This window comes from Streptomyces mashuensis (assembly GCF_014654785.1).
In the GTDB taxonomy this organism is placed as follows: Bacteria; Actinomycetota; Actinomycetes; order Streptomycetales; family Streptomycetaceae; genus Streptomyces; species Streptomyces mashuensis.
In genome coordinates this window covers 1-23,892 of the sequence record NZ_BNBD01000023.1, presented here as the reverse complement: position 1 = coordinate 23,892, position 23,892 = coordinate 1, and the positions used below count along the sequence as shown (strand labels likewise).

Sequence of the window (23,892 nt, the reverse complement as noted above, 5' to 3'; positions counted from 1 at the left end):
GGCGCGCCGCTCGACCGTGCGCGTCAGCCGGAGGCGGGCCCGTCGTCCTGGCGGTGGATGTCCATCGCCGCGAGGTGGACGGACAACGAGCCCTGATCCGCGTCCTGCCGGAACTCCACGCCCGAGCGCTCGACGCGCGACCAGACGACTTCCGGCTCGTAGGGATGGGGCTCTTCGGTGATGCGGTAGCCCGCCTCGGCCAGGGAGGCCACCAGGTCCGGAAACGCCGGGAGCGGTTCCCGGACACGCTCTCCCGGGCCGGCCGGAAAGGAGACGCTCGTCCCGCCGGGCTCGATCTGGAGGTACCAGAGTCTGCCCTTTTTGGTGAAGCCGAGCTCCAGGTCGCCGTACAGGCAGTAGACCGGAGCGCGGCTCGCGAACGCCTCGGGCTCGCCCCACTGGCCCACCACGTCACGGTAGTGGACGCCAGGAACGGCCACACCCAACGTTCCCGTACGCAGGAAGCGTGAAAGGACCGACACGGCTCATGCCTCCGGCCGGACGGTGACGTGCTGCGCGCGCTGCTCGCCGTACCAAGCCGCCAGCGAGGACAGCACCGCCCGCAGGGTGCCGTCCTCCACCGCGCTGCCGATGCAGCCGTCGCAGAACCGCTCGCCCCGCACCACGGCAGTGGCCAGGCGGACCGCGTCGGCCGGAGCGAGCTGCCCGCCGTCGGGCACGGTCGGCGGGCGGTGGGATCCCCAGTGGTAGAGCGGGGTCACCGCGCCCACGCCGACCAGCGCCTCCCGTGCGCGCTCCACGCGCTCGCCGTACAGGGGGTAGCCGGTCACCATCACACCGTCCGGGCGCTGTTGCGCCGGGTGCCACCGGAAGTCGTCCGGGTGCTGCGCCACTTCGGCGAACTCCCGGGCGACCTCCAGTAGCCGATGCCACGTTCCGGCGCGCTCTGCGGTCGTGTCCAGCTGCGCCAACAGCACGGCGTCGTCAGGATTGCCCTTCTTTCTCATCCCGAGATCGTAGGCCCCCGCTGTGCCGCGCCGTTTCATACCTCCGGACGATCCCCACCGGGGAAGAGGACCTGCCCCACGTGCCGCGTGTCCGTGTATTCGACGACCGAGGTGATCCGGCCTCCGCGCACGGTGAAGATGCCGAGGCACCGGTTGTCGTACGTACCGCCGTGGACGGTCCGCGCCTGCGACGTCCACTCGGCGACCACACGGTCGCCCTCCGCGATCATGCCGAGCAGCTCGATCCGCAACGTACCGGGGACGAGGACGGGGCCCATGCCGCCGAGGAAGTCGTCGACGATCGCGTCCCGCCCCCGCCACACCTTCGAGATCGGCAGGTCGCCCGGGTAGTGCCAGGTCGCGTCGTCCGCGAAGCTGTCGCGGACGACGCCGGCGTCGCCGTCGCGGACGGCCTCCACGTAGCGGATGACGACGGCACGGGGGTCGGTGGCCGGGGTGTTCATGGTCGGGCTCCTTCGGTCGATGGCGTTGCGGGTGTTGTGAGCGTTATGGGCGTTACGGGAGGGTGAGCACGGCCTTGCCGCGGATGCGGCGGTCGCGCAGGTCGGTGAGGGTGGTCGCGGTGTGGGCCCAGTCGGCGACGCGGCCGATCTCCGGGTGCAGCCGGCCCTGTGCGGTCAGACGGACGAGCGTCGCGAGGTCGTCGCCGAAGCCGGAGCGCGGGTCCAGGTAGTGGAAGTGGCGGATGACGGCCGACTCCGGCCCCGAGAAGAAGTCGAAGAAGTCGAGCTTCGCCGGCGTCCGGCTGGCCTGGCCGAACCAGATGAGCGTGCCGCGCCGCGCGAGCCGCGCGAGGGCCACGGGCAGGGCCGCGCCACCGGTCGACTCCAGCACGACGTCGTACGGACCGCGCGCGTCGGCCGGGTCGTGGACGACCTCCGCCGCACCCAGTTCGAGGAGCCGGGCCCCGCGTTCGGCGTCGCGCGTCACGGCGGTCACCTCCGCCCCGGCCGCGGCCGCCAGCTCGGTCACGTAATGCCCGACCCCGCCCGACGCACCGGTCAGCAGCACGCGGCGCCCGGGCAGCGGCCCGGCCGCGCGCAGCAGCCGCAGCGCGGTGATCCCCGCCAGCGGCAGCGCCGCGCCCCGCACCGCGGAGACGCTGTCGGGCAGGACCGCGAGCGCGTCCGTCGGCACCGCCACGAACTCCGCCCAGCCACCCGCCATGGGATGGCCGACGACACGCGTGATCCCGGCCGGCCCGCTCCCGTCCGCGGCCGGCTGGACGACGAGCCCCGCGACGTCCTTGCCGGGCCGTTCACCCGGCACGGGCATCTCCAGTCGGAACGTCTCGCCGCGGTTGACCGAGAACGCCTCGACCTTCACCAGCACTTCGCCGGCGCGGGGCGTCGGCTCGGGCACGTCGGCGAGGACGACCGGCTCGGCCGGGTCCCCGGTCGGTACGAGCGCTTTCATTCCGTTCCGCCTCTCTCGGTGGTGTCTGCGCCCATCTCATCGGGAGCGCCCGGGACCGGGCCAACAACGCAGGCCCCCGGATGACAACGCACAGTTGTCACTCCAGGTCAGTCGGCTAGGGTCGGGGCATGGATCTCGACCTCGCCCTGGTCCGCGCATTCGTCACGACCGCGGAGACGCTGCACTTCGGGCGTGCCGCCGAGCGGCTGGGCACCAGCCAGCAGGCCCTCTCGAAGCGCATCGCCCGGCTGGAATCGCTGTTCGGCACCCGGCTGATCGAACGCGACCGCGGCGTGCGCGGCACCCGGCTGACCGAAGCCGGTGAGCGCTTCGAACCGGCCGCACGCGAGGCTCTCGCGGCGGGCGAGCGCGCCGTCGCGGCGGCGCTCGGCGCCGGGCAGGCCGTCCGGATCGACGTGTGGGGCCACCTGTACGCCCCGCTGCGCACCGTCGCTCAGGCGACGGAGGCCGTGGAGCCGCTCGGCACGGTGCAGTGGGAACCGGGGCCCGCACGTGACTGGCCGTCGGCCGCGCAAGCGCTGCTGCGCGGTGACACCGACCTGGGCCTGGGCCGGGTGCACCCGCTGCCCGACGGCACCGACGCGGGCCTCGCCCACCGGCTCGTCCGCCTCGAACCCGTCGACGCGGTGGTCGGCACGTCGCACCCGCTGGCCGGCGCGGACGAGCTGCGCCCGGCCGACCTGCGCGACAGCGTCCTGTGGTGCCCGGCCGAGCTGACCCGCCTCGACTTCCTGCGGCGCTTCGCCGACGAGTTCGGCATCACGCGCCGCCAGGACGGCCCCAACCTGGGCCTGGACCACCTCGTCCGGCACCTCCGCACCGACCCGGCGTGCTTCACGCTGTTCCCCGCCGACGCGCCGCTGCCGGGCGACGCCGGCCTGAGATCCGTCCCGCTGGTGGCGCCGACACCGCTGTACGCGTGGTCGCTCGTGTGGCGCGAGTCCCACCGCCACCCGCTGCTCGACGGCCTGCTGCGCGGCTTCACCGAAGCGGGCCGGACGCGCCGCTGGCTGGACTACGCGCCCGGGCGCGACTGGCTCCCGGACACCGACCACACGAAACTCACGCTCCTCGCACCCGCAGAAAAACGGGGAAACCAACGGGGAAACCAACGGGGAAACCCGCCTCGTGAAGCCGTCGGCCGGCAGTAGGACCGCGGCCCGGAGCCGGCACCCGGTGTTCACCCGGATGTCCACCGCCGTTCGCACCGGCCTCGCCGGACGGGCGCCTTCCGGCACCGATACTGGCCCGGCCCCGCCTCCCCCCGCTGCCGAAGGACCACGGCGCCATGCCCCTCCCCGTCTTCCTCCACGGCCGCGCCGTACGACTCGAGCCGCTCGGCGAACACCACGTCGAGGGCCTGGCCGCCGCCGCAGCCGAGGACCGCAGCGGCTACGGCTTCACCCCCGTGCCCAGCGGCGTCGAAGCGACACGCCGCTACGTCGCCGACGCCCTCGCCGCCCAGGCGGCCGGCCGGACCCTCGCCTTCGCCACCGTACGGAACGCCGACGGCCTGCTGCTCGGGTCCACCCGCTTCTGCGAGCTCGACTACTGGCAGGGCCCCGTGCCGTGGCCACCCGCGCCGAGCGGCCCGGAGGGCGACCCGCTCGCCGCGATCCCCGACGCCGTCGAGATCGGCGGCACCTGGCTCTCCGCCCGTGCCCAGGGCACGGGCGCCAACACCGAGACCAAGTTCCTCATGCTGCGCCACGCCTTCGAGACCTGGGGCGTCCGCCGCGTCTCCCTCCGCGCCGACGCCCGCAACATCCGCTCGCGCACCGCGATCGAACGCCTCGGCGCGACCTTCGAAGGCACGCGCCGCGCCCACGCGCGCGGCCTCGACGGCGTCGTCCGCGGTACGTCGTTCTACTCGGTCCTCGACGAGGAATGGCCCGAGGTCCGGGCCCACCTGGAACAGAGGGTGGGCGCCTGCTGCACCGGACGGGCCGCTGTCAGGGAGCGGCAGCCGGCCGGGCCGCTGCGCCTCGCGGCGTGCTGAGGCCGCGCACCTCACCACCCGGCCGACGGGCCCTTCCGATGCGTCGTCAACGTGTTCACCACCGCTCAAGGCCGGCTTCTGTACCGGGAGCACGGAGGTGCAGAAAACTGCACCTCCTAAGCGGTGGCCGACCGGATTACGTGCCCGCGCGCCGCTCCGTAGCGTCCTCCTCATGACCACATCGACGGGGGACACACCCCTCCGTGCCCGTTCGGCCCCGCCCGCACCTCCACCACCGGCCGGCCGCGGGCACCGCGACCTGATCCTCTACCTCGGGGTGGCGTACGCCGGCATGTGGCTGGCCATGGCGCCGCTGCTGGCGGCCGGGTTCCGGCGCGGCGACGCCCGCCAGAGCACGGGCACGCTGGAAGAACTCTGCATCGCGGCGGCGATGTTCGCGCCCGCGCTCGCCGCGTTCGTCGCCGTCCGGTCGCGCCGGTCCGCGGGCCGGGACGGGCGCGTGCGCGACGCCCTGGCGCTCCGGTGGCCGAGGCCCTGGGGACGTGCGATACGGGACTGCCTCACGGCCGCCGCCGTTCCCGCGGGCCTCACCGCCGCCGCGCTCGCCCTCGGAGCCCTCACCGGCCACTACCCCGTCCGCGGGGTGGACGCGGGCGGCCTGGCCGGCTGGGCGGCCGGAGCCCTGCTCGGCATGGTGGTGTCGCTGCCGCTGTTCCTCGGTGAGGAACTGGGCTGGCAGGGCTACCTGTTCCCGCGCCTCCTGGCGCCCGGCCAAGGGCCTGGCCGGCCGCCCCGGCTGCTCCGGGCGTACGTGCTGACCGGGGCCGCCTTCGCTCTGTGGCACCTGCCCACGCTGCTCATGGGCGGCCAGTACCCGGGCCGGCCCTGGTACGTGTCCGTCCCCGCGATGGTGGTGAGCTGCACCTTGGTGCTGCCGGTGTTCACGTGGCTGCGCCTGCGTTCCGGTTCCGTGATACCGGCCGTCGTCGCGCACGCCTTCGTCAGCTCGGTGAGCGTGGGCATGGTCAAGGAGTTCGCCGGCCCGGAGGCGGCGCTCGACCCGTTGACCATGGGGCTCACCGGCTGGCCGGGCTGGGTCGTCATGGGCGTGTTCACCGGCTTCCTCGCGTGGACGGGACGGCTCCGGCCGTGGCCGGACCGGTGAGCCGTCCCCGGGAGGGCCGGCGCCGGGGCGCCCGTCAGCCGATCCGCGTCGCGGTGCCCGTCACCCGGACCCGGGGGTCGCCTGCACGGAGGGTGACCTCCAGGAGGCCGGGACGGCCGAGGTCGTGGCCCTGGTGCAGGGTGAGCGTCGCGTCGGTGCCGACGAGACCCCGCTCCCGCAGGTACGCGCCGAGAGCGGCGGCCGCCGCGCCCGTGGCGGGGTCCTCGACCACGCCGCCCACGGGGAAGGGGTCGCGGACGTGGAAGACGGACGCGCTCTCGCGCCAGACGAGCTGCACGGTCGTGAGGTCCAGCTTCCGCATCAGGCCGGCCAGCCGGTCGAAGTCGTAGTCCAGGTCGGCGAGGCGTTCCCGGGTGGCCGCGCCGAGCACGAGGTGGCGGGCGCCGGCGTAGGCGATGCGCGGCGGGAAACCGGGGTCGAGGTCGGCGGCGGGCCAGCCGAGCGCGGCCAGCGCCTCGGCGACGTCCTCGGGGGCGGCCTCCTCCGTGTGCGGCTCGACGGAGGTGAGGGTGGCACGCAGGGCGCCGTCGTGCTCGTCCACGGAGACCGGGACCGTACCGGCCGGGGTGGCGAAGACGAACTCCCCGGGACCGTGCCGCTCGGCCAGGGCCACGGCGGTGGCGACCGTCGCGTGGCCGCAGAAGGAGACCTCGGCCAGCGGGCTGAAGAAGCGGAGGGTGTACGTCCGGCCGGGAATGGTGGCGGCGCCCTCGGGCGGTGCGGTGAGGAACGCGGTCTCGCTGAACCCGACTTCGGCGGCGATGCCCAGCAGGGCCGCGTCGTCGAGGCCGGTGGCGTCGAGGACGACGCCGGCGGGGTTGCCGCCCGCGGGGTCGGCGGAGAAGGCGGTGTAACGCAGGACCTCGGGGGAGGCGGCAGCGGTTCCGGCAGTGGGGGAGCTGGATGCGGCGAGGCCGTCGTTGATCGTCATGGACACAACCAACCGCAGGCGGTCGATCATGTATTCCTCGCCGGGCGGGAAAGGCGGGGACACGGCCGGCCAGGGAGGTAATGATGGGTCCATGACACCGATCACCAGCATGGACCTCACCGGTTTCACGGAGCGCGAGCCCGGGGTCTGGACCGACGAGCAGGGGCTCGTCCTCTCCCTCCACTTCTTCGACCTCGTCCCGGACCTTCCCGCGCCTCTCGACGAGCCGGACCGGCTCCGGTACGGGCTGGCCCACTCCGCCGCCCAGGCCGGCGGCGGCCTGATCGAGGCCCTGCTCGGCGAGGTGGACGGAGTGCCGGCCGTCCGGCAGCTCATCAAGATCCCGCGGCCCCACGGCCACGGCCTGGTGTTCATCGGTTCGTGGACGGTGCCGCGCGCCGGGTGCAGCACCGTGGTGAAGGTCCAGGCGGCCGAGGCCGGCACCACAGGCGTGCGCGAGGCCGTCGTCATGAGCCAACTGGACCCGCAGCACTACTTCACGCCCCACCCCTACGGCCCGGACATCACCGGCGGCCTGCCGTACCTCGCCGCCGACCACCCGCAGTGGGACGCGCAGTTCCCCCACCACCCCCTCACCCTCGTGCGCACCACGCTGGAGCGGCTCACCCCCACGCTCACTCTGCACGACGGCTTCAAGGCGCTGCCGCCCTTCGCGTCCGGGAGCCGGCCGGAACCCCCTCGCGGCGACTCCGGCCCTCGCCGCTGGTTCCGCCGCCGGGGCTAGCGCGACTCGGGACCGGCGAGCCGGGGGGCGGCGGCTAATCTGACCGGATGACGAACACCATGCGTTCCCTGTTCCTCGACGTCGCACGGTCCGCCGCCGGCCTGATCGCCGACCCGAAGGTGGCCGCCGCCTGGAACGAGCCCGGCGCCCTGCCGAAGATGACGGTCGGCGGCATCGCCGAGCACCTGGCCTTCCAGATCCTGGCCGTGCCGCAGGTCGTGGCCGAGCCGGTCGAGGGCGCCACGGAGCTGGACATCCACGGCTACTACGCCCAGCTCCGCTGGATCGGCGAGGACGTCGACAGCGACTTCAACACCGCCATACGCACCAACGCCGAGCAGAAGAGCGCCGAGGGACCGGCCGAACTGGCGGCACGCACCACCGCGACGGTGGCGGAGCTGGCGACCCTGCTGCCGTCCGTCCCCGGCCACCAGGTGCGGATGAGCCACTGGCAGGAAGGCATCTCCGTGAGCGTGGACACCTTCCTGCACACCCGACTGCTCGAACTGCTCATCCACAACGACGACCTGGCCGTGAGCGTCGGCCTGGAGCCCCCGGCCGTCCCGGCCGCGGCCACCGAGTCCGTGGTGGACGTCCTGACCCGTATCGCCATCCGCCGCCACGGCCCGGTGGCGGTCCTGCGCAGCCTGTCCCGCGCCGAGCGCGCCCCGGAGGCGATCAACGCCCTGTAACCCGGTGGGGCCGGCTGTGTGCGGCCCCACCACCCCTGCTACTTCGGGACGGTCCAGAGCTGGCGCTTGGCGGTGCTCGCCGTGTGCAGCTGGACCGGGGTGCCGTTGGCGGTGCTGCCGCCGGTCACGTCGAGGACCTTGCCCGACGCGGCGTGCACGATCTGGCCCTTGGCGTTGACCGACCAGCGCTGCGACGGGCCGCCGTGGCAGTCGAAGAGCTCGATCTTGTTGCCGTCGGTGCCGGCGTTGCGCGCGTCGTCCAGGCACTTCCCCAGCGCCCGGAACGTACCGTCCTTGCCCAGGATCCACGACTGCGCCGCGGACCCGTTGCACGCGTAGAGCTGGATCTGCGTGCCGTTGGCCGCCTTGCCGCCCTTGACGTCGAGGCACTTGCCGCCGAGCCCGCTCACCCTGCCCTGCGGCGGGACGGCCGCGCCGCCGCCGGCGGCGAGGTACCGCAGGCCCTGCACGTCGAACTGCTGGACGTACGTGCCGGCGCGGGCGTCCTGGTAGCCGTGGGTGGTGGCGGTGCACATCACCGGCTTCTCGCCGGAGTCCTTGCCGACGGCGCAGTCGCCGCGGGTCGCGCTGCGGTCGGCGTGCGTCAGGCCCATGGTGTGGCCGAGCTCGTGGCTGATGTGGTTCCGCAGGAACGTCTCGCCCCAGGAGGGCGAGGGCTTGCCGTCCGCGGTGAAGAACTCGGTGTCGATGTAGGCGTGCCCGCTGGTCACCGTGGCGGGGATCGACGAGGAGATGAACCCGCAGCTGAGGTTGGCGGTGCCCGAGCCGTCGCGGACGACCTTCCAGCCGGTCTGGCCGCCGTCCGCCGGCGGTACGCAGGGGCGCTTGAGCACGCCGATGACGATCTCGCCCTTGGGCCGGACGTAGTCCCAGCCCACAGGGTTGGTGTTCACGGTGACGGGCAGGCCGGTGATGCGCTGGAGGTCGGCGGCCGACGCCTTCACGTAGCGGCTCAGCCAGTCCACGGACTTCTGGTCGTAGAACTTGACGGTGTAACCGGTCGACAGCGACTTGGTCACGCCGTTCGCCGCCTTCCACCCCTCGCCCTGGGGCTCCGCCCCGGCCGTCACCGCCGCTGCCCTGGCGTGCACGGGCGCCGCGTCGCCCATCGACATGACGCCGCCACGGAAGACGGTCCCGTCGGTGCCGGAGACGCCGGCATCCACCGGGCCGACCGCGTCGTCGGCCGGCCCTGCACTCGGCGCCGGCGCGGCGGCGGTCTCCGCCTTGCTGTCCTCGATGCCGAACGCACTGGGTGAGATCTGCGCCGTCACCGCGAGTGCCGCCACGGCACCCGCGGCGGCGACGACTATTCGGCGCTTCCCGGCAAATCGCATGTCCTGACCGGCCCTTTCCCCGTTGACATGACGTCGTACGACGCGTCGTACGCCCGGGCACGCACGGTTCCGGCGGCCCGGGCAGGGGGTGATCCTAGAGCGTCGGTCCGGCAGCCGATCACGCCGGGGGAGGGACTCAGGAGGGCGCGGACACATCCGGAAAGACGGAAAGGCGGGTGTTCGGGCGGTCTTCCGGGATTTCGATGCCCGTCTCGGTTCCCAGAGCGGACGCCACGACGGCGCCTGCCTGCTTGGGGGTCCGGGGCCGCTCGGGGGTCAGCCGGGCGACGACCCGGTCCAGCCATTCGGCGTCGCCGAGCCGCTGCAAGGACTTCGCGGCGAGCAGCCGGCGAAGCAGCGCTTCGGCCATCATGATCTCTGACCAGGAATAGCGACGGGCGTGGTGGCTGAACCGCCCCACCCACGGCTCGTACGGAGTTCTCAGCATGCCGGTGAGGCAGGAGCCGTTGCTGTTGACGCCGCTCTCTGCATCCCCGAAAACGGCGTTGAGCGTACCGGCGGTGCGCGAACTGGACCACCGCCGGGTGGTGACCTCCATGGAGAGCCCCATGAATCGCCACCAGGCCACGCGTTCCTGTTCCTCGCCGGCGACGAAGACGCGCAGGCCGTCGGGGCAGAGCTCCAGATGGGCCCCGCCCTTGCGGCCGGGATCGCCGATGACCCACCGGATGCCGGTACGCTCCAGCGGGCCGAGGTGTGCGTGCACAATCCCCCCTTGTGTGGGTTCTTCCATGACGGGCTCGACGGGCACCACGTGACCGACTGCCGGTCAGGGGGTGAGCGCCTCGAGCTTGACCAGGGCGGTGTCCGTGCCTTCGTAGGCGATGTCGATGTACACGGACGACGCCTCGCCTCCCGCGGAATCGTTCTGCGCGGACGGGGGAAGCATCTGCTTGTCCACCTGCCCGTGTCTGATGCCGGCCCGCGGGAACGCCCGGACGAGCCGGGCGGCGACGTCCTTGCGGGGCATGCGGAACTCGGCCGTGTAACTGGTGTCCTGCCAGCCGCTTGTGTCGAGGCATTTCACGTCCGTGGCCTCTTCGGGTATGCGTCCACCCGCGTAGTCCTCGACCTTGGTGCACCTGGTCGGCCGTGGTGGGAACGGATCGGCCGTCAAGAACTCGTGCACCGCGGTGACGACGAACCAGACGGGCAGGACCACCAGGGCTGTGACGAGCCCTCGCTTGAGCCATTTCCGCATGTGTTGCTGCATGTCCTGCCCTTTCCGGTGATCGGGGACAGTATGCACCAGCCCCGAAGGCGCGCCGCGGGCGCGCGTGCTCACCGCTCCGCGGCGCCGAGGACCGAGTCCAGCAGGCCCGGGAAGCGGGCGTCGAGGTCGGCGCGGCGCAGGCGTACGAAGCGGTTGCGTCCGCTGGTGCGGGTGGTGGTCACGCCGGACTCGCGCAGGACGCGCATGTGGTGCGAGACCGTCGACTTGTGGAGGTCCTCCAGGCCCAGGTCGCACTGGTCGCAGTTGTGCTCCTGGTCGTCCGCGTAGACCGCGAGCAGTCGCAGCCGCACGGGGTCGCCGAGGGCGCGCAGGACGGTGACCAGCTCGATCTCGTCCCGCGCCGGCTGCGGAAGGGTCTCGTCCGGCATGGTTCCTCCTCGGGTGCTGCAACTGAATTGTTTGACAATCATCCACCCATCCCCCACTGTTTGACGAACATCAAACGATCAAACGGGAAGGGGGACCCGTGCGTCTCCGCCTGCTCCTGCTCGCCCTCGGCACCTTCGCCGTGGGCACCGACACGATGGTGACGGCCGGAATCCTCGGCCAGGTCGCCCATGACCTCCACGTCTCCGTGCCCGCCGCCGGGCAGATGGTGACCGTCTTCGCCCTCGCCTACGCGCTGCTCGCGCCCGTGCTCGCCACACTGACCACACGCTGGTCGCGCAGGCGTCAACTCCTCACCGCACTCACGGTGTTCACCGCCGGCAACGCGCTCAGCGCCCTCGCGCCCGACTACGCGACCCTGCTCGCCACCCGCGTCCTCGCCGCCGCCGGTGCCGCGCTCTACACCCCCAACGCCAGCGCCGCCGCCACCGCCCTCGTACCGGCCGAACGCCGCGGCCGCGCCCTGGCCACCGTGCTCGGCGGCATGACCGTCGCCACCGCGCTCGGCGTACCGCTCGGCACCTACCTCGGCCGGGCCGACTGGCGGCTGACGATGTGGCTCGTCGTCGCCCTCGGCGCCGGCGCGCTGCTCGGCCTGGCCGTCCTCCTCCGCGACCTCCCCGCCACCGCCCCTGCCGTCGCCCTGCGGGAACGGATCGCGCCCCTGCGCGACCGGCGCGTCCTCGCCGCCGTCACGACCACCTTCGTCTTCTTCGTCGCCTTCAACACCGTCTACGTCTACCTCGCCACCGCGACCCGCCCGGCCACCGGCGGCGACGCCGGCCGGCTCAGCCTGCTGCTCCTCGTCTCCGGCCTCGCCTCGGTCGCCGGCAGCTGGCTGGGCGGCCGCGCCGTCGACCGCCTCGGCACCCGCGCCGTCCTGCTCGCCGGCAGCACCGGCGCGGCCCTGGCCTTCGCCGCCCTTCCGTGGCTGGCCCGCACCATGCCCGGCGCCCTCGTCTACGCCGCCGTCACCCCCCTGCTCGGCTGGTCCGTCTCCGTCGCCCTTCCGCACCGCCTGGCGTCCCTCGCCCCCGCCAGTGCACCGCTGCTCCTCTCGCTCAACAGCAGCGCCCTCTACCTCGGCATCGCCGCCGGCGGCGGCACCGGCAGCGCGGCCATCACACTGCTGGGCGAGCGCTGGTTCCCCCTCACCTCGTCGGTGCTGGCGCTGCTCGCGACGGTGCTCGTCGCCACGACCACCCGTCGCCCCACGACCCCCGGCCCCACGCCCACGACCACAACCACGACCACACCCACGACCACGCCCGACCCCGCGCCCCGAGTCCCCACAGCCTCCTGACCACCCCGCCGCGCCCTCCGGTCTGCACGCTGGTGACGGTCCTCCGTCACCCACCGTCCGGGCCCCGTTCCCCGAGTGACCGTCAGGGACGTCTCAGGGTTTGATCAGGGTCTTCCCTGTCGAGCGGCGTGCTCCCGGACGGAAGAATCGAAGAAGTCGATCACCGCCTCTCAGCAGTGGAGTTGTCCATGCGCCGTTCCTCTTCCGTAGCCCTGGCAGCCGCGATGACCGCCGTCGCGGTCGTCGGAACCGTCGCCCCCGCCGGAGCCCTGACCGGCGCGTCCACGGGCCGGCTCGCGGAGGTCCGGAGCGCCGCCGACGGCCCGGCGCTGAACCGTGCCGCCCTGCGCGAGGCGATCGCCGTGCAGCCGCAGGACGGCGCGGCCGGCGTCGTGGCCGAGGTGCACAAGGACGGGCAGACGTGGCGCGGCACCTCCGGCGACGTCGTCGGCGGCCGGCGGGTCGAGCCCGGAGCGCACTTCCGCATCGGCAGCATCTCCAAGCCCATGGAAGCGGTGATACTCCTCCAGCTGTCCGCCGAGGGCCGCGTCGACCTGGACGGGACCGTCCAGCACTACCTGCCCGGGCTGCTGCCGGAGGACCGGTTCACGCAGCCCGTCACGGTCCGGCAGCTGCTCGACCACACCAGCGGACTGCCCCAGGACTTCGAGGGCGCCCCCGACACCCCGCAGGACGAGACGATCGACCGGCGCACGGACTCGATGACCTTCGACCAGATCATCCGGGCCACCCTCCGCCCCGACGGCCGGCCGGGCCCCGGCCCGCGCTTCGCCCCCGGCACCAAGCAGGAGTACAACTCCTTCGGCTACCGCGTCGCCGGGAAGCTCATCGAGGAGATCACCGGGCACTCCTTCCAGCAGGAGGTGAGCACCCGCATCCTCAAGCCCCTGAAGATGCGGAACACCGCCACGGCCGTGCCGGGCCGCAGCACCCCCGTACCGCGCCCCTACCTGCCCGGCTACCTGCCGCGGACCAGCGGCGAAATGGTCGACGTCAATGAGCAGGGCGGGCTGCCCTCCAGCATGACCTCGACCACCGCGGACCTCGACCGCTTCATCACCGGCCTCTTCGACGGCCGGCTGCTGCGCCCGCAGCAGGCCGTCGAGCTCTTCACCGTGCCGCGCGGCGCCGACGGCAAGCCGCTGCCCTATGCGAACGGGTCGAACTGCAATGCCGGCCCCGCCAAGGGCACGGCCTGCTTCAGCGTCGGCCTGATGTACTCGCCGCTGCCCGACGGCACGGTGCTGTGGGGCAAGACGGGCAGCGACCCGGGGTACCGCAGTGGTGTCTTCGCCTCCCGCGACCTGACGAAGCGCGCCGTGTACGCCATAGGCACGTCGTCCTCCGACACCAGCGGCGCTCCGGCCGTGGCCCAGCGCCTGGCCCTCGCCGCCTTCGCCCACTGACGCCGGGGCCGCGAGGTCACTCGATCCGCAGCGCCTGGCCGTCGAGGGCCGCGCACAGCGCCTCGGCCGTCCGGCCCCGGGCCGGCGGGTGGAAGGTGAGACCGGTCGCGGCCGAGGCGAGGTAGGTGCCCTCGTCGGAGCCGAGGAAGGCGGTGCCGCCAAGGGCCGCCAGGGCGCCCTGCGTGGCGCGGGCGATGGCGTCCTGCGCGGCGTACCGGGCGGTCAGCGCCTTGACCAGCAGGGGGTCACCCCACTCGGCGGTGTCCCCCATCTCCCGGGCCACGGCCTCCACCGCCAGCATGGCGGCGTCCAGTCCGGTGACGAGCGCGGCCCGTTCGGCGGCCGAGCCCCCGCCGCACCGCAGCACCCGCTCCACCAGGGCGCCGGCGGTGCCCAGATAACCGGCCGTGATCAGCACTTGGAACCACAGGAAGCCCGCGAGGTGCACGGGCCCCGGCGCCGAGGAGCCTGTGGAGACGTCGGTGAGCACGACCAACTGCGGGTCCAGCACCACGTCGGTGAGGACCACCTCCTCGCTCTCCGCGCCGGCCAGCACGGAGCTGCGCCAGTAGGGCCGCACGGACACGCCGGGCGTCTGCGCGGGGACGAAGGCGAGCGCGAGGCGTTCGGTGCCGTCCTCGTCGGTCGTCGTCACGGAGGCAGCGAGCACGTCCATGGAGTGGGCGAGGCTGCACGGCTTCTTGCTGCCGTTGAGCAGGACGTTGGCGCCCCGCCGCCGGGCGGTGATGCCGGGGCGCAGGAACGACTGGCCGGTGCGGCCCTCGGCGAAGCCGGACGCCAGCAGCAGGTCGTCAGCGACGATGGCCTCCAGCAGCATGCCCTCGAAACCGGTCCCGTGCCTGCCGGCCTCCACGAGACCGGCCACCGCGAAGTGGTGCATGGTGGTGGCGACCGCCAGCGAGGGGCAGCGGGCCCCCACGGCCCGCTGGAGCCGCACGGCTTCCAGCGGGGTCGCGCCGAGGCCGCCGTGCCGGTCGGGCACCAGCACGCCCGCGCCCCCCGCTTCCCGGAACGCCGCCACGGCGGGGGAGCCCGGCCGCTCCAGCCGGGCCAGCGGGTGGGCGGCGAGCGTGGCGTCGAGGCCCGGGAGCAGCCATTCGAGCACCTCCCGCTCGGTGTCCAGGAAGCTCATGCGGTCGTGGCCCTTCCCCAGTGCGGGACGAACGCCGCGGCGGTGGTGGCACCGCCCGCGACGGGCAGGTCCGCGAAGACGCGCAGCGTGAAGGACCGCCGGCGCACCGGCTTCCCGGCCGGCACCAGGCGCGGGAAGCGGGTCAGCAGCCGGCGAACGGCCACCGTGGCCGCCGTACGGGCCAGGGCGGTCGCCACCCCGTGGTGCGGCCCGGTGCCGAAGCCGAGCAGTTCGCTGCCCGCGCGGGCGACGTCGAAGCGGTGCGGGTCCGGGTGCCGTGCGGGGTCCCGGTGCGCGGCGGCCAGGACGACCGTGAGATGGGCGCCCTCCGGGATCCGTACGCCACCGATGATGCCCGCCCGCCCGGCGATGCGCTCGGCCATCAGGACGGGCGTGTCCCAGCGCACGGCCTCTTCGACGGCGGGCGGCACCAGGTGCGGGGCCGCCGCCACCATGGCCCGCTGGGCGGGGTGCGTGAGCAGGGCGTGCACCGCCGGGCCCAGCAGCCCGGCGGTGGTCTCGACGCCGCTGAGAAAGACGAGCAGCAGTGCGTCGACGAGATCATCGGCTGGCTCCAGCCGGCGCTGCTCGGCCAGTTCCCGGAAATAGGCGCGCAGTTGCTCCACGGCCAGTGCGGCCCGCGACCACTCCGACCGGGTGCGTATGGGCTCCAGCAGCCGGCCGGCGTCGTCGCCCAGCGCCCGGAACCGGGCACGGTCGGCCGGCGGCACACCGATCAGCTCGCCGATCACCTCCACGGCGAGCGGATGCCCCACCACCGCCTGGAAATCGACGGTGCCGCCGTCCCACAGGGCCTCGGCGAGGTCGTCGAGCAGACCGTGGGTGATCCTCTCGACGGCGGCTTCCAGCGAGGCCACCCTGCGGGGTGTGAACTCCTCGCCGAGGAGCTGACGCAGCCGGGTACGGCCCGTGCCGTCGGCCCCCGGCACCGAGGAGAGGGCGGAGCGGAAGTAATGGGCCGCCGGGCGCTCACGCCAGCCCTGCGGGTCGTCCGGACGCCAGACCAGGTCGGGCGCACGGTGCGCCGGGTCCGCGAGAACGGCCCGGCAGTGGGCGAAGGACGTGAGGAAATAAGTGTTCAGGCCCGGGGCGTGGTGGACGGGCGCGGTCCGGCGCAACGCCTCCAGGGCGGGATGCGGGTTCTCCCGCCCTTCCGGTGAGAAAAGGGAGAAGAGCAGGGCGTGCGCCTGCGGTGCCGGGGAGTCCAAGACGAGTACCTCGACGGTCGACGGGGGTGCGGCCGCCTGCCGGCGGCAGGCGGCCGCCACCCGGGGCCCGTCGTTCCGTGGGGAAGGCCGCCGGGCGGCTGCGACGAGCGTGTCACCGCCCGATTGGCAGCCGATCAACCCCGCGTCAACACCTTGTCAGCGCCCCGCTCACGCGCCCAGCCCCCCGCGCCCGCCCCTGCGCCCCTGCCCGGCGTCAGCCGTTCAGCCGGGCCGCCATCTCCCGGGCCTCCGGCATCCCCAGCCGCTCGAAGAGGGCCTGGGCCTCACGGTAGTGGAACGCGGCCCGGCCCGCCCGGCCGCGGGCCGCGGAGGCGTGACCGAGCTGCGCCAGGGCCCGCCCCAGCAGGTAGCCGCCGCCGTGCTGCTCGGCGCTCTCCCGCGCCTCCTCCGCGCACGCCGCCGCCTCGTCGGGCCGGCCCAGGAGGTTGTGGGCCTCCGCGAGCAGGCTCAGCCCCAGGGACTCGCGGAACCGCGAACCGGTGGCCCGCCACAGTTCCAGGCTGCGGGTGAGGCAGTCCAGCGCCTCGTCCGGCCGGCCCAGCCACAGGCAGATCTGGCCCAGCACGCGCAACGCCTGCGCCAGGCCCTCCCGGTCACCGGACGTCTCGGCCACCGCGACCGCCGTCCGGCCCGACTCCATCGCGGCCTCCGGCGCCCCGTTCGCCAGCTGCGCCAGCCCCAGGAAGCCCCGCACGTACGCGACGCAGCCGGGGCTCTGCGCCGCCTCGGCCAGCGGCACGGCCTCGGTGAGCCGCTCCAGCGCGCCGGCGAAGTCGTGCAGGCCCAGCTCACAGCCCCCCAGGACGCCGAGGGTGAGGGCGAGCAGCGCGGGCTGCCCCGCGCCGCGACAGATGCCGGCCGTCACCTCGAAGTGCCGTACGGCCGTGGCCAGCTCGAAGCGCTGCGCGTGCGCGCCGCCCAGCATGTAGTGCGCGACGGCCTCGGCGCCGCGGTCGCCGGAGCGTTCCGCGGCCTCCAGAACGGCCCGCGCCGCCCGGTCCAGGCCGAGCGGCTGGTTCGCGTGGCGGCCCAGCGGGTCGGTGGCCAGCAGCAGTTCGGCGGCGACGGCCACCGGGATACGAGGGGTACGGGCGGCCTGCCCGGTCAGGGCCAGCAGCGCGGGCAGCTCGTCGACCAGCCACCGCGCCGCCCCCTCCTGCGAGGGGAAGTGGCCCTCCGCGGCCGGCACCGCGGTGAGCGAGACGGGAAAGGCGTCGCCTGCGGTCGCGGCACGGTAGGCGTCACGGGCCAGGGCGACGTACACCTCCAGGAGCCGCAGCAGCGCGCCGTCCCGCTCGCCGGCGGCTATCTCCTCGGCGGCGGTCTTGCGGGCGTACAGGCGCAACAGGTCGTGGTAGCGGTAGCGGCCGGGCCCGACGGACTCCAGCAGGCTCAGGTCGACCAGGGTCTCGCACAGGTCCTCCGCCTGCCGCTCCGTGCGGTCCAGCAGCGCCGCCGCTGCCGCGCCGGTCAGTTCCGGCACGTCGGGCACGGCGAGCAGCCGGAACGCCCGCAGCTGCTCGGCGTCCAGCAGACCGGTGCCCAGCCGGAACGTGGTCTCGACGTCGTCGGTGTCGCCGGACAGCTCGGCCAGGCGCCGCCGCTCGTCGGCCAGGGCCCGCGCGGTGTCCGCGACGGAGGCGGCCGGCCGGGCCACCAGCCGGGCCGCGACGACACGGATCGCCAGCGGCAGCCGCCCGCAGTCCTCGAGCAGCTGCCGCGCGGCCTCCTCCTCGGCCCGTACGCGCCGCTCGCCGACGAGCCGTTCGAGCAGGGCCCACGCCTCGTGCGGCGCCGGCTCCCGCAGGTCGACCAGGGCCGCGCCGGACAGCCCGGCCAGCCGCGTCCGGCTCGTCACCAGCACACCGCAGCCGGACCCGCCGGGCAGCAGATCACGGACCTGGCCGAGGTCGCGGGCGTTGTCGAGGACCACGAGGACCCGGCGGTCGGCCGTCAGGGAGCGGTACAGCGCGGCGCGTTCCGCCGCCAAGGCGGGCACACGCCCGGGAACGACGCCCAGCGCCCGCAGGAAGTCGCCCAGCACCTGCGCCGGATCGGCGGGCAGGGCGTCGGTGCCCCGCAGGTCGACGAAGAGCTGCCCGTCGGGGAAGCGCTCGCGCAGGCCGTGCGCCACGTGCACGGCCAGAGCGGTCTTCCCGACACCGCCCATGCCGCTCACGGCACTCACGGCCACGACCCGGCCGCCCTCCAGAGCGGCCCGCAACCGGCCGACGACGTCCTCACGCCCGGTGAAGTCGGCGGTCCCCGGCGGCAGCCGCAGGGCCGCCGGCTCCCTGACCGCCCCGGGGGCCGCGGCCCCGGCGAGGATGCGCCGGTGGACCCGCCCCAGCCGGGGGCCCGGCACCGCGCCCGCCGCCCGCAGCGCCCGCCGGGCACGGTCGTGCACCTCCAGCGCCTCGGCCTGCCGGCCCGCCTCGTACAACGCGGTCATCAGCAGTTCCTGCGTCCGCTCCCGCAGCGGGTGGTCCTCGGCCAGAGCCCGCAGCGGGCCGGTCGCGGCGGCGTACCCGCCGAGGTGGAGCTCCGCCTCCCAGCGCGCCTCGACGGCGGCCAGGCGCCGCTCGGCCAGCCGGGCCCGCTGCGCGGCGGCGTACGGTCCGGGCACACCCGCCAGGGGCTCGCCCCGCCACAGCCGCAGAGCCGCCTCCAGCAGGGAGCGCGCCTCCTGCGCCCGCCCGGCGGACCGCGCCCGCTCGGCCGCCTCCGTCAGCCGGTCGAACTCCGCCAGGTCGAGCGCCCCCGGCTCCACCCGCAGCACATAGCCCTCGCCATGGGAGACCAGCACCCGGGCCGGGGTACGCGCGGCGCGCCCGGGCTCCAGCAGTCCGCGCAGGCGGGACACATGGGCGCGCAGCGCGCCGAGCGCGCGCGGTGGCGCGGCGTCGCCCCACACGTCCTCGATGAGTGCGGCCGCGGAGGCGGGCCGCCCGTGCCGCAGCAGCAGAGCGGTCAACACGGCGGCGCACAGCGGCGGCCGTACGTCGGCCCCGACGCCGCCGGTGACGGCCTGGACGGGGCCTAGGACGCGGAACGACAGCTGCTGGGGCGCGTCGTGGGCATCGGCGGGGGCGGGGGTGGCATGGGGCACGGCGTACTCCGGGTCGCTGAGGTGGTGCGGGGGAGGGGGTCACCGCCGTGCGGCCGACCAGCCGTACGGGCTGCGGCGCCACGGCGGTGAGCCGGGGCTCAGAGGGCGCAGACGGTGCAGGAGACCGAGCCGGGCAGTGCGTCGGTGAAGGAGGGCTCCAGGCACGGAGGCACCTCGCGCTCGGCACGGGTCCGCGCAACGGCGGATGCGTACGGCGCAGCCCCGAGCCGACGGCTGCGGGGGAGACGCCGGGCCGGGGCCACCACGAACGACCGGGAGACCGGACAGCCCGGCCCGGAGCCGGCCGCCGTGGCGGCACCGGCGGTGCCGCGGGTGCTGCCGGCGTCGTCGCCGGCCGGCCCGCGGGCGAACTCGGCCAGCAGCTGGTGGAAGCGGTACCAGCCCGGTGCCGGTGACTCCAGCAGGCTGACGTCGACCAGCGACTCGCACAGTTCCTCGGCGCCGGACGGGGACGTGCCGAGGGACGCCGCGAGGCCGGCGGCCCGGAAGGCGGCGTCCGGCTCGCCGGCCGGGGGCAGCAGCCGGAAGGTCCGCCGCAGCGGCGCGGGAAGCCGCTCGTACTCCCGGCGGAAGACGCTCTCCACCGCAAGGTCCCCGACCTTGAGCTCGGCCAGCCGGCCGTCCCCCGCCGTCATGCGCTCGACGAGCGAGGCGACGGTCCACGAGGGCCGGGTGGCCAGGCGTACGGCCATGATGCGCACCGCCAGCGGGAGGAAGCCGCACGCCTCCACGAGGCGGGCGCACGCCTCCGCCTCCGCCGCCGCCCGCTCCGGGCCGATCACCCGCCCCAGCAGAGCCAGGGCCTCGTCGGCCGCCATGGCGTCGAGGTGCACGAAGCGGGTGCCCGGCAGCCCGGCCGGCTTGGCGCTGCTCGTGACGAGGACGGCGCTGGAGGCGGTCGCGGGCAACAGGGGACGGATCTGCTCACTGCCGGCGGCGTTGTCCAGGACCACCAGCAGGCGACGGCCCGCCGTCCGGGCACGGAAGAGGAGGACGCGTTCGGCGGTCCGGGCGGGGATCGCGTCGTCGGCGACGCCGAGCGCGCGCAGGAACGACGCGAGCGCCACGGCCGGGTCGACGGGGTGCCCGCACGGGTGTCTGAGGTCCGCGTACAGCTGCCCGTGCGGAAAGCCGACCCGCACCCGGTGCGCGGCGTGCAGCGCGAGTGCGCTCTTGCCCACTCCGCCCAGGCCGGACACCGCCACGACGGTGACGCCCGTCTCCGGTGGTGTGCCGAGCAGGTCGCACACGGCACGCACGGCACGGGCGCGCCCCGTGAAGTCCGCGATGTCGCCCGGCAACTGGGCGGGGCAGGGCAGCCCGTCCGGCGCCGGGTGCGGTGACGCGGGGGCGTCGGCGGCGATGTCCCGGGCGAGGGCGGACAGTTCGTGCCCGGGGTCGACACCGAACTCCTCGGCCAGGGCACGGCGGATGCGCGCGTAGGCCGCCCGGGCCTCGTCCGGCCGGCCGCACAGCACCAGCGCCCGCATCAGCAGCGCGTACAGCGGCTCCCGCAACGGATGGCGCTCCGCCAGCGCCACCAGTTCGCCCAGCACGGCGGCGTGCCCGCCCAGCTCCACATCGAGGGCGAGCCGGCTCTCCAGCACCGCGAGCCTGCGGTCGGCGAGCCGCGCCCGCTGCGCCTCGATGCCGGGCCCGGCCAGCCCCTGCAAGGGCTCCTGCCCCCACAGCGCGAGGGCGGAACCCAGCAGGTTGCGGGCCTCGGCGGCGCGCCCGGCCAGCCGCTCGCGCTCGGCCGCGGCCACGAACGACTCGAATTCCCCCAGGTCCAGGGCGCCCTGCGGCACGCGCACCGCGTAGCCGTCGGCGACCGACACGAGGACCTCCGGTGCGGCACCCGCATCACGCCCGGGCTCCAGGAGCTTGCGCAACCGCGACACGTACGTGCGCAGCGTCCCCACCGCCCGCGGTGGCGCGTCGTCACCCCACACCCCGGCCACCAGCCCTGCGGCCGTCACCGGCTCACCCTGGCGCAGCAACAGCAGCGCGAGGAGGGTCTGTTGCTGCCGCGAGCCGAGCTCCAGCTCGCTGTCTCCCCGCCAGGCCCGTAATCGCCCGAGCACGGCGAAGCGCACGATGCCGACCGTCATGAACTCCCGCCCCTGCCACCAGCCGCTACAGCGTGGCGATCGCTACGACAACCACCTCTCATGAATATCATCAAAAATACGTACCACCACGTGCTTTCGGCCGTGGCGCACGGGCCGCGGTGCGCTCCGCGGCTGGGGCGAGCAGTCCGTTGTCAGTGGGCCCACACCAAGGGCACCACTGACAACGGACAGTGACGACGGCCCGGTCAGCCGGACGCCCCCTTGCGCGGGGCGGGGACGGCGGAGGCAGAGGCGGAGGCGTACTGGGCGGCCTGGAGCTCGTACAGCTCCCGGTAGTGACCGCCCTCGACGGTCATCAGCTCGGCGTGGGAGCCGGCTTCCACGAGATGCCCCTGCTGGAGGACGTAGATCAGGTCCGCGGTGGCGGTGGCGGCGAGCCGGTGGGTGATCAGCAGGACAGTGGTGACGCCGTCGTCGGTGAAGGACCGCAGCGACTCGAACATGTCGATCTCGGCCTTCGCGTCGAGCGCGGCCGTCGGCTCGTCGACGACGAGCAGCTCCCGCTCGCGGTAGACGGCCCGGGCGACGCCGACGCGCTGCCACTGGCCGCCGGAGAGGCGCACACCGCGTTCGAAGCCCTTCACCGCGATGGAGTCCCACCCGTGGGGCAGGCCCTCCAGCACGGGCCGGATGCCGGCCCGCTCGGCGGCGGCCTCGACCTTCTCCTGGCGGACGGGCCCGGAGCCGTCACCGATGTGGATGTTGGCCCGTACGGTCATCGGCCAGCAGCCCACGTCCTGCGGGAGCAGCGCCACCCGGTCGAAGACGCTCTCGCGGTCGGCCTGCCGGATCTCGACCCCGTTGTGCGAGACCTTCCCCGCCGTCGGCAGGTACAGGCCGGCGACGATCCCGGCCAGCGTGGACTTCCCCGACCCGTTCTCGCCGACCAGCGCCACGACCTTCCCCCGCGGGATGGTCAGCGACACCCCCGTCAGCGCGTCCCGGTCGGCCCCCGGATACCGGAACGCCACGTCCTCCAGCACCACCTCGACCCCCTCGCCCTCCACCGCGATGCCGCTCGCGGGGATGGCGTACCGGGCGCCCAGCTTGATGGAACGGTCCATGTCGGCGAGGTACAGCGACTCCTCGCACATGCGGTTGAGCTGGGAGACGATCTGGTTGAGGCACTGGGTGGCGTTACGGATGGCCAGAACGGCCGTCCCGGCGGCGGCCAGCGGCATCCCGCCGGCGACCAGCAGCCACCACAGCAACCCGTAGGCGAGGATGCGGGCGGTGCCGGACAGGGTGGCCGCCACGATCTCGGTGCGCGCCTCCGCGTTCGCCAGCCGCGCCTTCTCCCTCGCCGCCGTGAGACCCATGTCCTTCTGCGCCCGGACCAGCAGCCTGCCGGCCCCGTGGACGCGCAGCTCCGGCGTCGCGTCCGCCCGCGTCATCGGGTACAGCAGCACGTCGATGGCGCGCCGGTGATCGATCCACACGTGCCGGGAGGCGTAGGCACGGCGCATCACCACGACCGCGCCCCACCAGCGCGGCGCGGCGATCAGCACGAGGGCGCCCAGGAGCAGCGGGTGCAGGGCACCGAGGACGACGGCGGCGGCCGCGAGGCTCATCAGGCCACTGGTGACGGTGACGGCGTTGGACAGCATGCGCTGCACGGAGTCGGTGCCGTAGCGGCCGAGCGCGAGCTGGCGGTGGATGTCCTTGTTCTCCATCGCGGACATCTCGACGCGCGTCATCATGCCGTAGTACGCACTCGTGCACGACAGCTCGATCTTCGGGTAGAGCTGCCCCTCGGTCTTCACGACCACGCAGCCCAGCAGCACGGTGCAGGCCGACGACAGCCCGGCCAGCAGCAGCGCGGGCAGCGCCTCGCGCAGCTTCTCCGGTGTGGGGCCGTCGGCGAAGAGGTGGACGAGGACCTGGTTCGTCGCGACGAGCAGGAACGCCGACATCGCGCCGGAGGCGAGCTGCGCGATCAGGAGGACGACGAGGGACCGGGGGTCCTCGCGCCACGCGATGCGCGTGATCATGGCGAGCATGCCGGGGAACTGCCGGGCCATCGCCCAGAACGACATGCGCAGCAGCGGGTCCTCGTGGATGGCCCACGCCTTGTCGTGGCGCAGCGCGCCGGAGAACAGCATTTTCTCGCTCTCGGAGAGCGGTACCTGGGTTCCGCCGCGTTTACCGCCCGCGGAACCCGTTGAGCCTGACGAACTTGCCACCTGCCCCTTCTCCCTCCCCTGGTGGGTAAAGGGCGCCGGATTGGAGGCACCCAGTGCTTAACTGACTCCGCCGGGTAATGGTTACGGGCAGGTGCCGGGGGGCTGAAGGTGAGGCCGCCCATAGGGCGCGGATCACCTTGGGTGCGGGGTAGTAGAGAAGCGCTTCCGTGGGTCGCGGAAATACGGGGGAGTGGCTTGTAGACGCTTGTTGTTTCTGGGGTGTGGGGATAGTAGGTCACACACTTGTCGGGGGTTTTCGCCGCCGCTAACAATTACGGGGTCGCTGCGGCGCCGTGGATGTGGAACGGCGCTTCTTTCGTGCCCTGTGTGTGGGCCGGTGCGATGTCCCCGACTGGATGAGGTTCTTTCCGCTT

Annotated in this window: 21 protein-coding genes; 7 read left to right on the top strand and 14 right to left on the bottom strand. The window is 74.0% G+C overall.

The features are described 5' to 3' along the window. Nucleotides 1-23: 23 nt before the first annotated feature. Genes IE305_RS31020 through IE305_RS31005 form a run of 4 tightly spaced genes read right to left on the bottom strand, consistent with a single transcriptional unit; the run spans nucleotide 24 to nucleotide 2,405 of the window. Nucleotides 24-440 carry a hypothetical protein gene (locus IE305_RS31020; RefSeq protein ID WP_190133167.1) on the bottom strand — a complete coding sequence of 139 codons (417 nt, stop codon included), beginning with the start codon at nucleotides 438-440 and terminating at the stop codon, nucleotides 24-26. A gap of 45 nt (nucleotides 441-485) precedes the next feature. Next, complete coding sequence (locus tag IE305_RS31015; protein ID WP_190133166.1) at nucleotides 486-968, bottom strand: DUF6508 domain-containing protein; 483 nt, start codon at nucleotides 966-968, stop codon at nucleotides 486-488. Between the two features lie 35 nt (nucleotides 969-1,003). Further along, nucleotides 1,004-1,432 (bottom strand): nuclear transport factor 2 family protein, encoded by a 429-nt coding sequence (locus IE305_RS31010; protein WP_190133165.1) that lies wholly within the window; start codon nucleotides 1,430-1,432, stop codon nucleotides 1,004-1,006. Between the two features lie 52 nt (nucleotides 1,433-1,484). Then, nucleotides 1,485-2,405: a zinc-binding dehydrogenase gene (locus IE305_RS31005; protein ID WP_190133164.1), complete on the bottom strand. Its 921-nt coding sequence runs from the start codon at nucleotides 2,403-2,405 to the stop codon at nucleotides 1,485-1,487. A gap of 128 nt (nucleotides 2,406-2,533) precedes the next feature. On the opposite strand from IE305_RS31005, the gene IE305_RS31000 reads away from it, so the two are divergent. The 3 genes from IE305_RS31000 (at nucleotide 2,534) to IE305_RS30990 (ending at nucleotide 5,551) form a co-directional block, all read left to right on the top strand. Continuing rightward, the gene (locus IE305_RS31000; protein WP_190133163.1) at nucleotides 2,534-3,577 is read left to right on the top strand and encodes a LysR family transcriptional regulator; all 1,044 of its coding nucleotides are present in this window, start codon (nucleotides 2,534-2,536) and stop codon (nucleotides 3,575-3,577) included. Nucleotides 3,578-3,714: 137 nt separating this feature from the next. Next, entirely contained in the window at nucleotides 3,715-4,425 is a 711-nt protein-coding gene (locus IE305_RS30995) for a GNAT family N-acetyltransferase (RefSeq protein ID WP_190133162.1), read from the top strand. Between the two features lie 172 nt (nucleotides 4,426-4,597). Then, on the top strand, nucleotides 4,598-5,551 hold the full coding sequence (locus IE305_RS30990; RefSeq protein ID WP_229891764.1) for a CPBP family intramembrane glutamic endopeptidase: 954 nt from the start codon (nucleotides 4,598-4,600) through the stop codon (nucleotides 5,549-5,551). A gap of 34 nt (nucleotides 5,552-5,585) precedes the next feature. Here IE305_RS30990 and IE305_RS30985 read toward each other — a convergent pair whose 3' ends face one another. Next, nucleotides 5,586-6,503 carry a PhzF family phenazine biosynthesis protein gene (locus IE305_RS30985; RefSeq protein WP_190133161.1) on the bottom strand — a complete coding sequence of 306 codons (918 nt, stop codon included), beginning with the start codon at nucleotides 6,501-6,503 and terminating at the stop codon, nucleotides 5,586-5,588. A gap of 91 nt (nucleotides 6,504-6,594) precedes the next feature. Between IE305_RS30985 and IE305_RS30980 the strand changes: the two genes are divergently transcribed. Further along, nucleotides 6,595-7,248 carry a hypothetical protein gene (locus IE305_RS30980; protein ID WP_229891763.1) on the top strand — a complete coding sequence of 218 codons (654 nt, stop codon included), beginning with the start codon at nucleotides 6,595-6,597 and terminating at the stop codon, nucleotides 7,246-7,248. 47 nt (nucleotides 7,249-7,295) lie between these two features. Then, complete coding sequence (locus IE305_RS30975; RefSeq protein ID WP_190133160.1) at nucleotides 7,296-7,940, top strand: maleylpyruvate isomerase N-terminal domain-containing protein; 645 nt, start codon at nucleotides 7,296-7,298, stop codon at nucleotides 7,938-7,940. A 38-nt stretch (nucleotides 7,941-7,978) separates the two neighbouring features. Here IE305_RS30975 and IE305_RS30970 read toward each other — a convergent pair whose 3' ends face one another. From IE305_RS30970 to IE305_RS30955, 4 genes are all read right to left on the bottom strand, one after another. Continuing rightward, nucleotides 7,979-9,298 (bottom strand): ricin-type beta-trefoil lectin domain protein, encoded by a 1,320-nt coding sequence (locus IE305_RS30970; RefSeq protein ID WP_190133159.1) that lies wholly within the window; start codon nucleotides 9,296-9,298, stop codon nucleotides 7,979-7,981. A 136-nt stretch (nucleotides 9,299-9,434) separates the two neighbouring features. Beyond that, nucleotides 9,435-10,025 (bottom strand): hypothetical protein, encoded by a 591-nt coding sequence (locus IE305_RS30965; protein WP_190133158.1) that lies wholly within the window; start codon nucleotides 10,023-10,025, stop codon nucleotides 9,435-9,437. Nucleotides 10,026-10,088: 63 nt separating this feature from the next. Further along, nucleotides 10,089-10,532, bottom strand: a complete 444-nt coding sequence (locus tag IE305_RS30960; protein ID WP_190133157.1) for a hypothetical protein — start codon at nucleotides 10,530-10,532, stop codon at nucleotides 10,089-10,091. A gap of 68 nt (nucleotides 10,533-10,600) precedes the next feature. Continuing rightward, the gene (locus IE305_RS30955; RefSeq protein ID WP_190133156.1) at nucleotides 10,601-10,921 is read right to left on the bottom strand and encodes an ArsR/SmtB family transcription factor; all 321 of its coding nucleotides are present in this window, start codon (nucleotides 10,919-10,921) and stop codon (nucleotides 10,601-10,603) included. Between the two features lie 98 nt (nucleotides 10,922-11,019). Between IE305_RS30955 and IE305_RS30950 the strand changes: the two genes are divergently transcribed. Both IE305_RS30950 and IE305_RS30945 read left to right on the top strand, forming a co-directional pair. Then, nucleotides 11,020-12,243, top strand: coding sequence for an MFS transporter (locus IE305_RS30950; RefSeq protein ID WP_190133155.1), 1,224 nt, complete (start codon nucleotides 11,020-11,022; stop codon nucleotides 12,241-12,243). 188 nt (nucleotides 12,244-12,431) lie between these two features. Further along, nucleotides 12,432-13,670, top strand: a complete 1,239-nt coding sequence (locus IE305_RS30945) for a serine hydrolase domain-containing protein (RefSeq protein ID WP_190133154.1) — start codon at nucleotides 12,432-12,434, stop codon at nucleotides 13,668-13,670. Nucleotides 13,671-13,686: 16 nt separating this feature from the next. Here the strand turns inward: IE305_RS30945 and IE305_RS30940 are convergent, their stop codons facing one another. From IE305_RS30940 to IE305_RS30920, 5 genes are all read right to left on the bottom strand, one after another. After that, nucleotides 13,687-14,823 (bottom strand): acyl-CoA dehydrogenase family protein, encoded by a 1,137-nt coding sequence (locus IE305_RS30940; RefSeq protein ID WP_190133153.1) that lies wholly within the window; start codon nucleotides 14,821-14,823, stop codon nucleotides 13,687-13,689. Next, a complete protein-coding gene (locus IE305_RS30935; protein ID WP_190133152.1) occupies nucleotides 14,820-16,052 on the bottom strand; it encodes a cytochrome P450 in 1,233 nt (410 codons plus the stop codon). Before IE305_RS30935 ends, IE305_RS30940 begins: the two co-directional genes overlap by 4 nt. A 214-nt stretch (nucleotides 16,053-16,266) precedes the next feature. Continuing rightward, complete coding sequence (locus tag IE305_RS30930; protein ID WP_190133151.1) at nucleotides 16,267-19,182, bottom strand: AfsR/SARP family transcriptional regulator; 2,916 nt, start codon at nucleotides 19,180-19,182, stop codon at nucleotides 16,267-16,269. A gap of 98 nt (nucleotides 19,183-19,280) precedes the next feature. Further along, nucleotides 19,281-21,314 carry an AfsR/SARP family transcriptional regulator gene (locus IE305_RS30925; RefSeq protein WP_190133150.1) on the bottom strand — a complete coding sequence of 678 codons (2,034 nt, stop codon included), beginning with the start codon at nucleotides 21,312-21,314 and terminating at the stop codon, nucleotides 19,281-19,283. A gap of 206 nt (nucleotides 21,315-21,520) precedes the next feature. Then, nucleotides 21,521-23,437 (bottom strand): ATP-binding cassette domain-containing protein, encoded by a 1,917-nt coding sequence (locus tag IE305_RS30920; protein WP_190133149.1) that lies wholly within the window; start codon nucleotides 23,435-23,437, stop codon nucleotides 21,521-21,523. Nucleotides 23,438-23,892 lie beyond the last annotated feature (455 nt).

Excerpts from the sequence above, each read along its gene's own strand:
- IE305_RS31015 (WP_190133166.1), bottom strand. The coding sequence starts at position 968 with ATGAGAAAGAAGGGCAATCCTGACGACGCCGTGCTGTTGGCGCAGCTG.
- IE305_RS31010 (WP_190133165.1), bottom strand. The coding sequence starts at position 1,432 with ATGAACACCCCGGCCACCGACCCCCGTGCCGTCGTCATCCGCTACGTG.
- IE305_RS31005 (WP_190133164.1), bottom strand. The coding sequence starts at position 2,405 with ATGAAAGCGCTCGTACCGACCGGGGACCCGGCCGAGCCGGTCGTCCTC.
- IE305_RS31000 (WP_190133163.1), top strand. The coding sequence starts at position 2,534 with ATGGATCTCGACCTCGCCCTGGTCCGCGCATTCGTCACGACCGCGGAG.
- IE305_RS30995 (WP_190133162.1), top strand. The coding sequence starts at position 3,715 with ATGCCCCTCCCCGTCTTCCTCCACGGCCGCGCCGTACGACTCGAGCCG.
- IE305_RS30990 (WP_229891764.1), top strand. The coding sequence starts at position 4,598 with ATGACCACATCGACGGGGGACACACCCCTCCGTGCCCGTTCGGCCCCG.
- IE305_RS30985 (WP_190133161.1), bottom strand. The coding sequence starts at position 6,503 with ATGACGATCAACGACGGCCTCGCCGCATCCAGCTCCCCCACTGCCGGA.
- IE305_RS30980 (WP_229891763.1), top strand. The coding sequence starts at position 6,595 with ATGACACCGATCACCAGCATGGACCTCACCGGTTTCACGGAGCGCGAG.
- IE305_RS30975 (WP_190133160.1), top strand. The coding sequence starts at position 7,296 with ATGACGAACACCATGCGTTCCCTGTTCCTCGACGTCGCACGGTCCGCC.
- IE305_RS30970 (WP_190133159.1), bottom strand. The coding sequence starts at position 9,298 with ATGCGATTTGCCGGGAAGCGCCGAATAGTCGTCGCCGCCGCGGGTGCC.
- IE305_RS30960 (WP_190133157.1), bottom strand. The coding sequence starts at position 10,532 with ATGCAGCAACACATGCGGAAATGGCTCAAGCGAGGGCTCGTCACAGCC.
- IE305_RS30955 (WP_190133156.1), bottom strand. The coding sequence starts at position 10,921 with ATGCCGGACGAGACCCTTCCGCAGCCGGCGCGGGACGAGATCGAGCTG.
- IE305_RS30945 (WP_190133154.1), top strand. The coding sequence starts at position 12,432 with ATGCGCCGTTCCTCTTCCGTAGCCCTGGCAGCCGCGATGACCGCCGTC.
- IE305_RS30940 (WP_190133153.1), bottom strand. The coding sequence starts at position 14,823 with ATGAGCTTCCTGGACACCGAGCGGGAGGTGCTCGAATGGCTGCTCCCG.
- IE305_RS30925 (WP_190133150.1), bottom strand. The coding sequence starts at position 21,314 with ATGACGGTCGGCATCGTGCGCTTCGCCGTGCTCGGGCGATTACGGGCC.
- IE305_RS30920 (WP_190133149.1), bottom strand. The coding sequence starts at position 23,437 with ATGCTGTTCTCCGGCGCGCTGCGCCACGACAAGGCGTGGGCCATCCAC.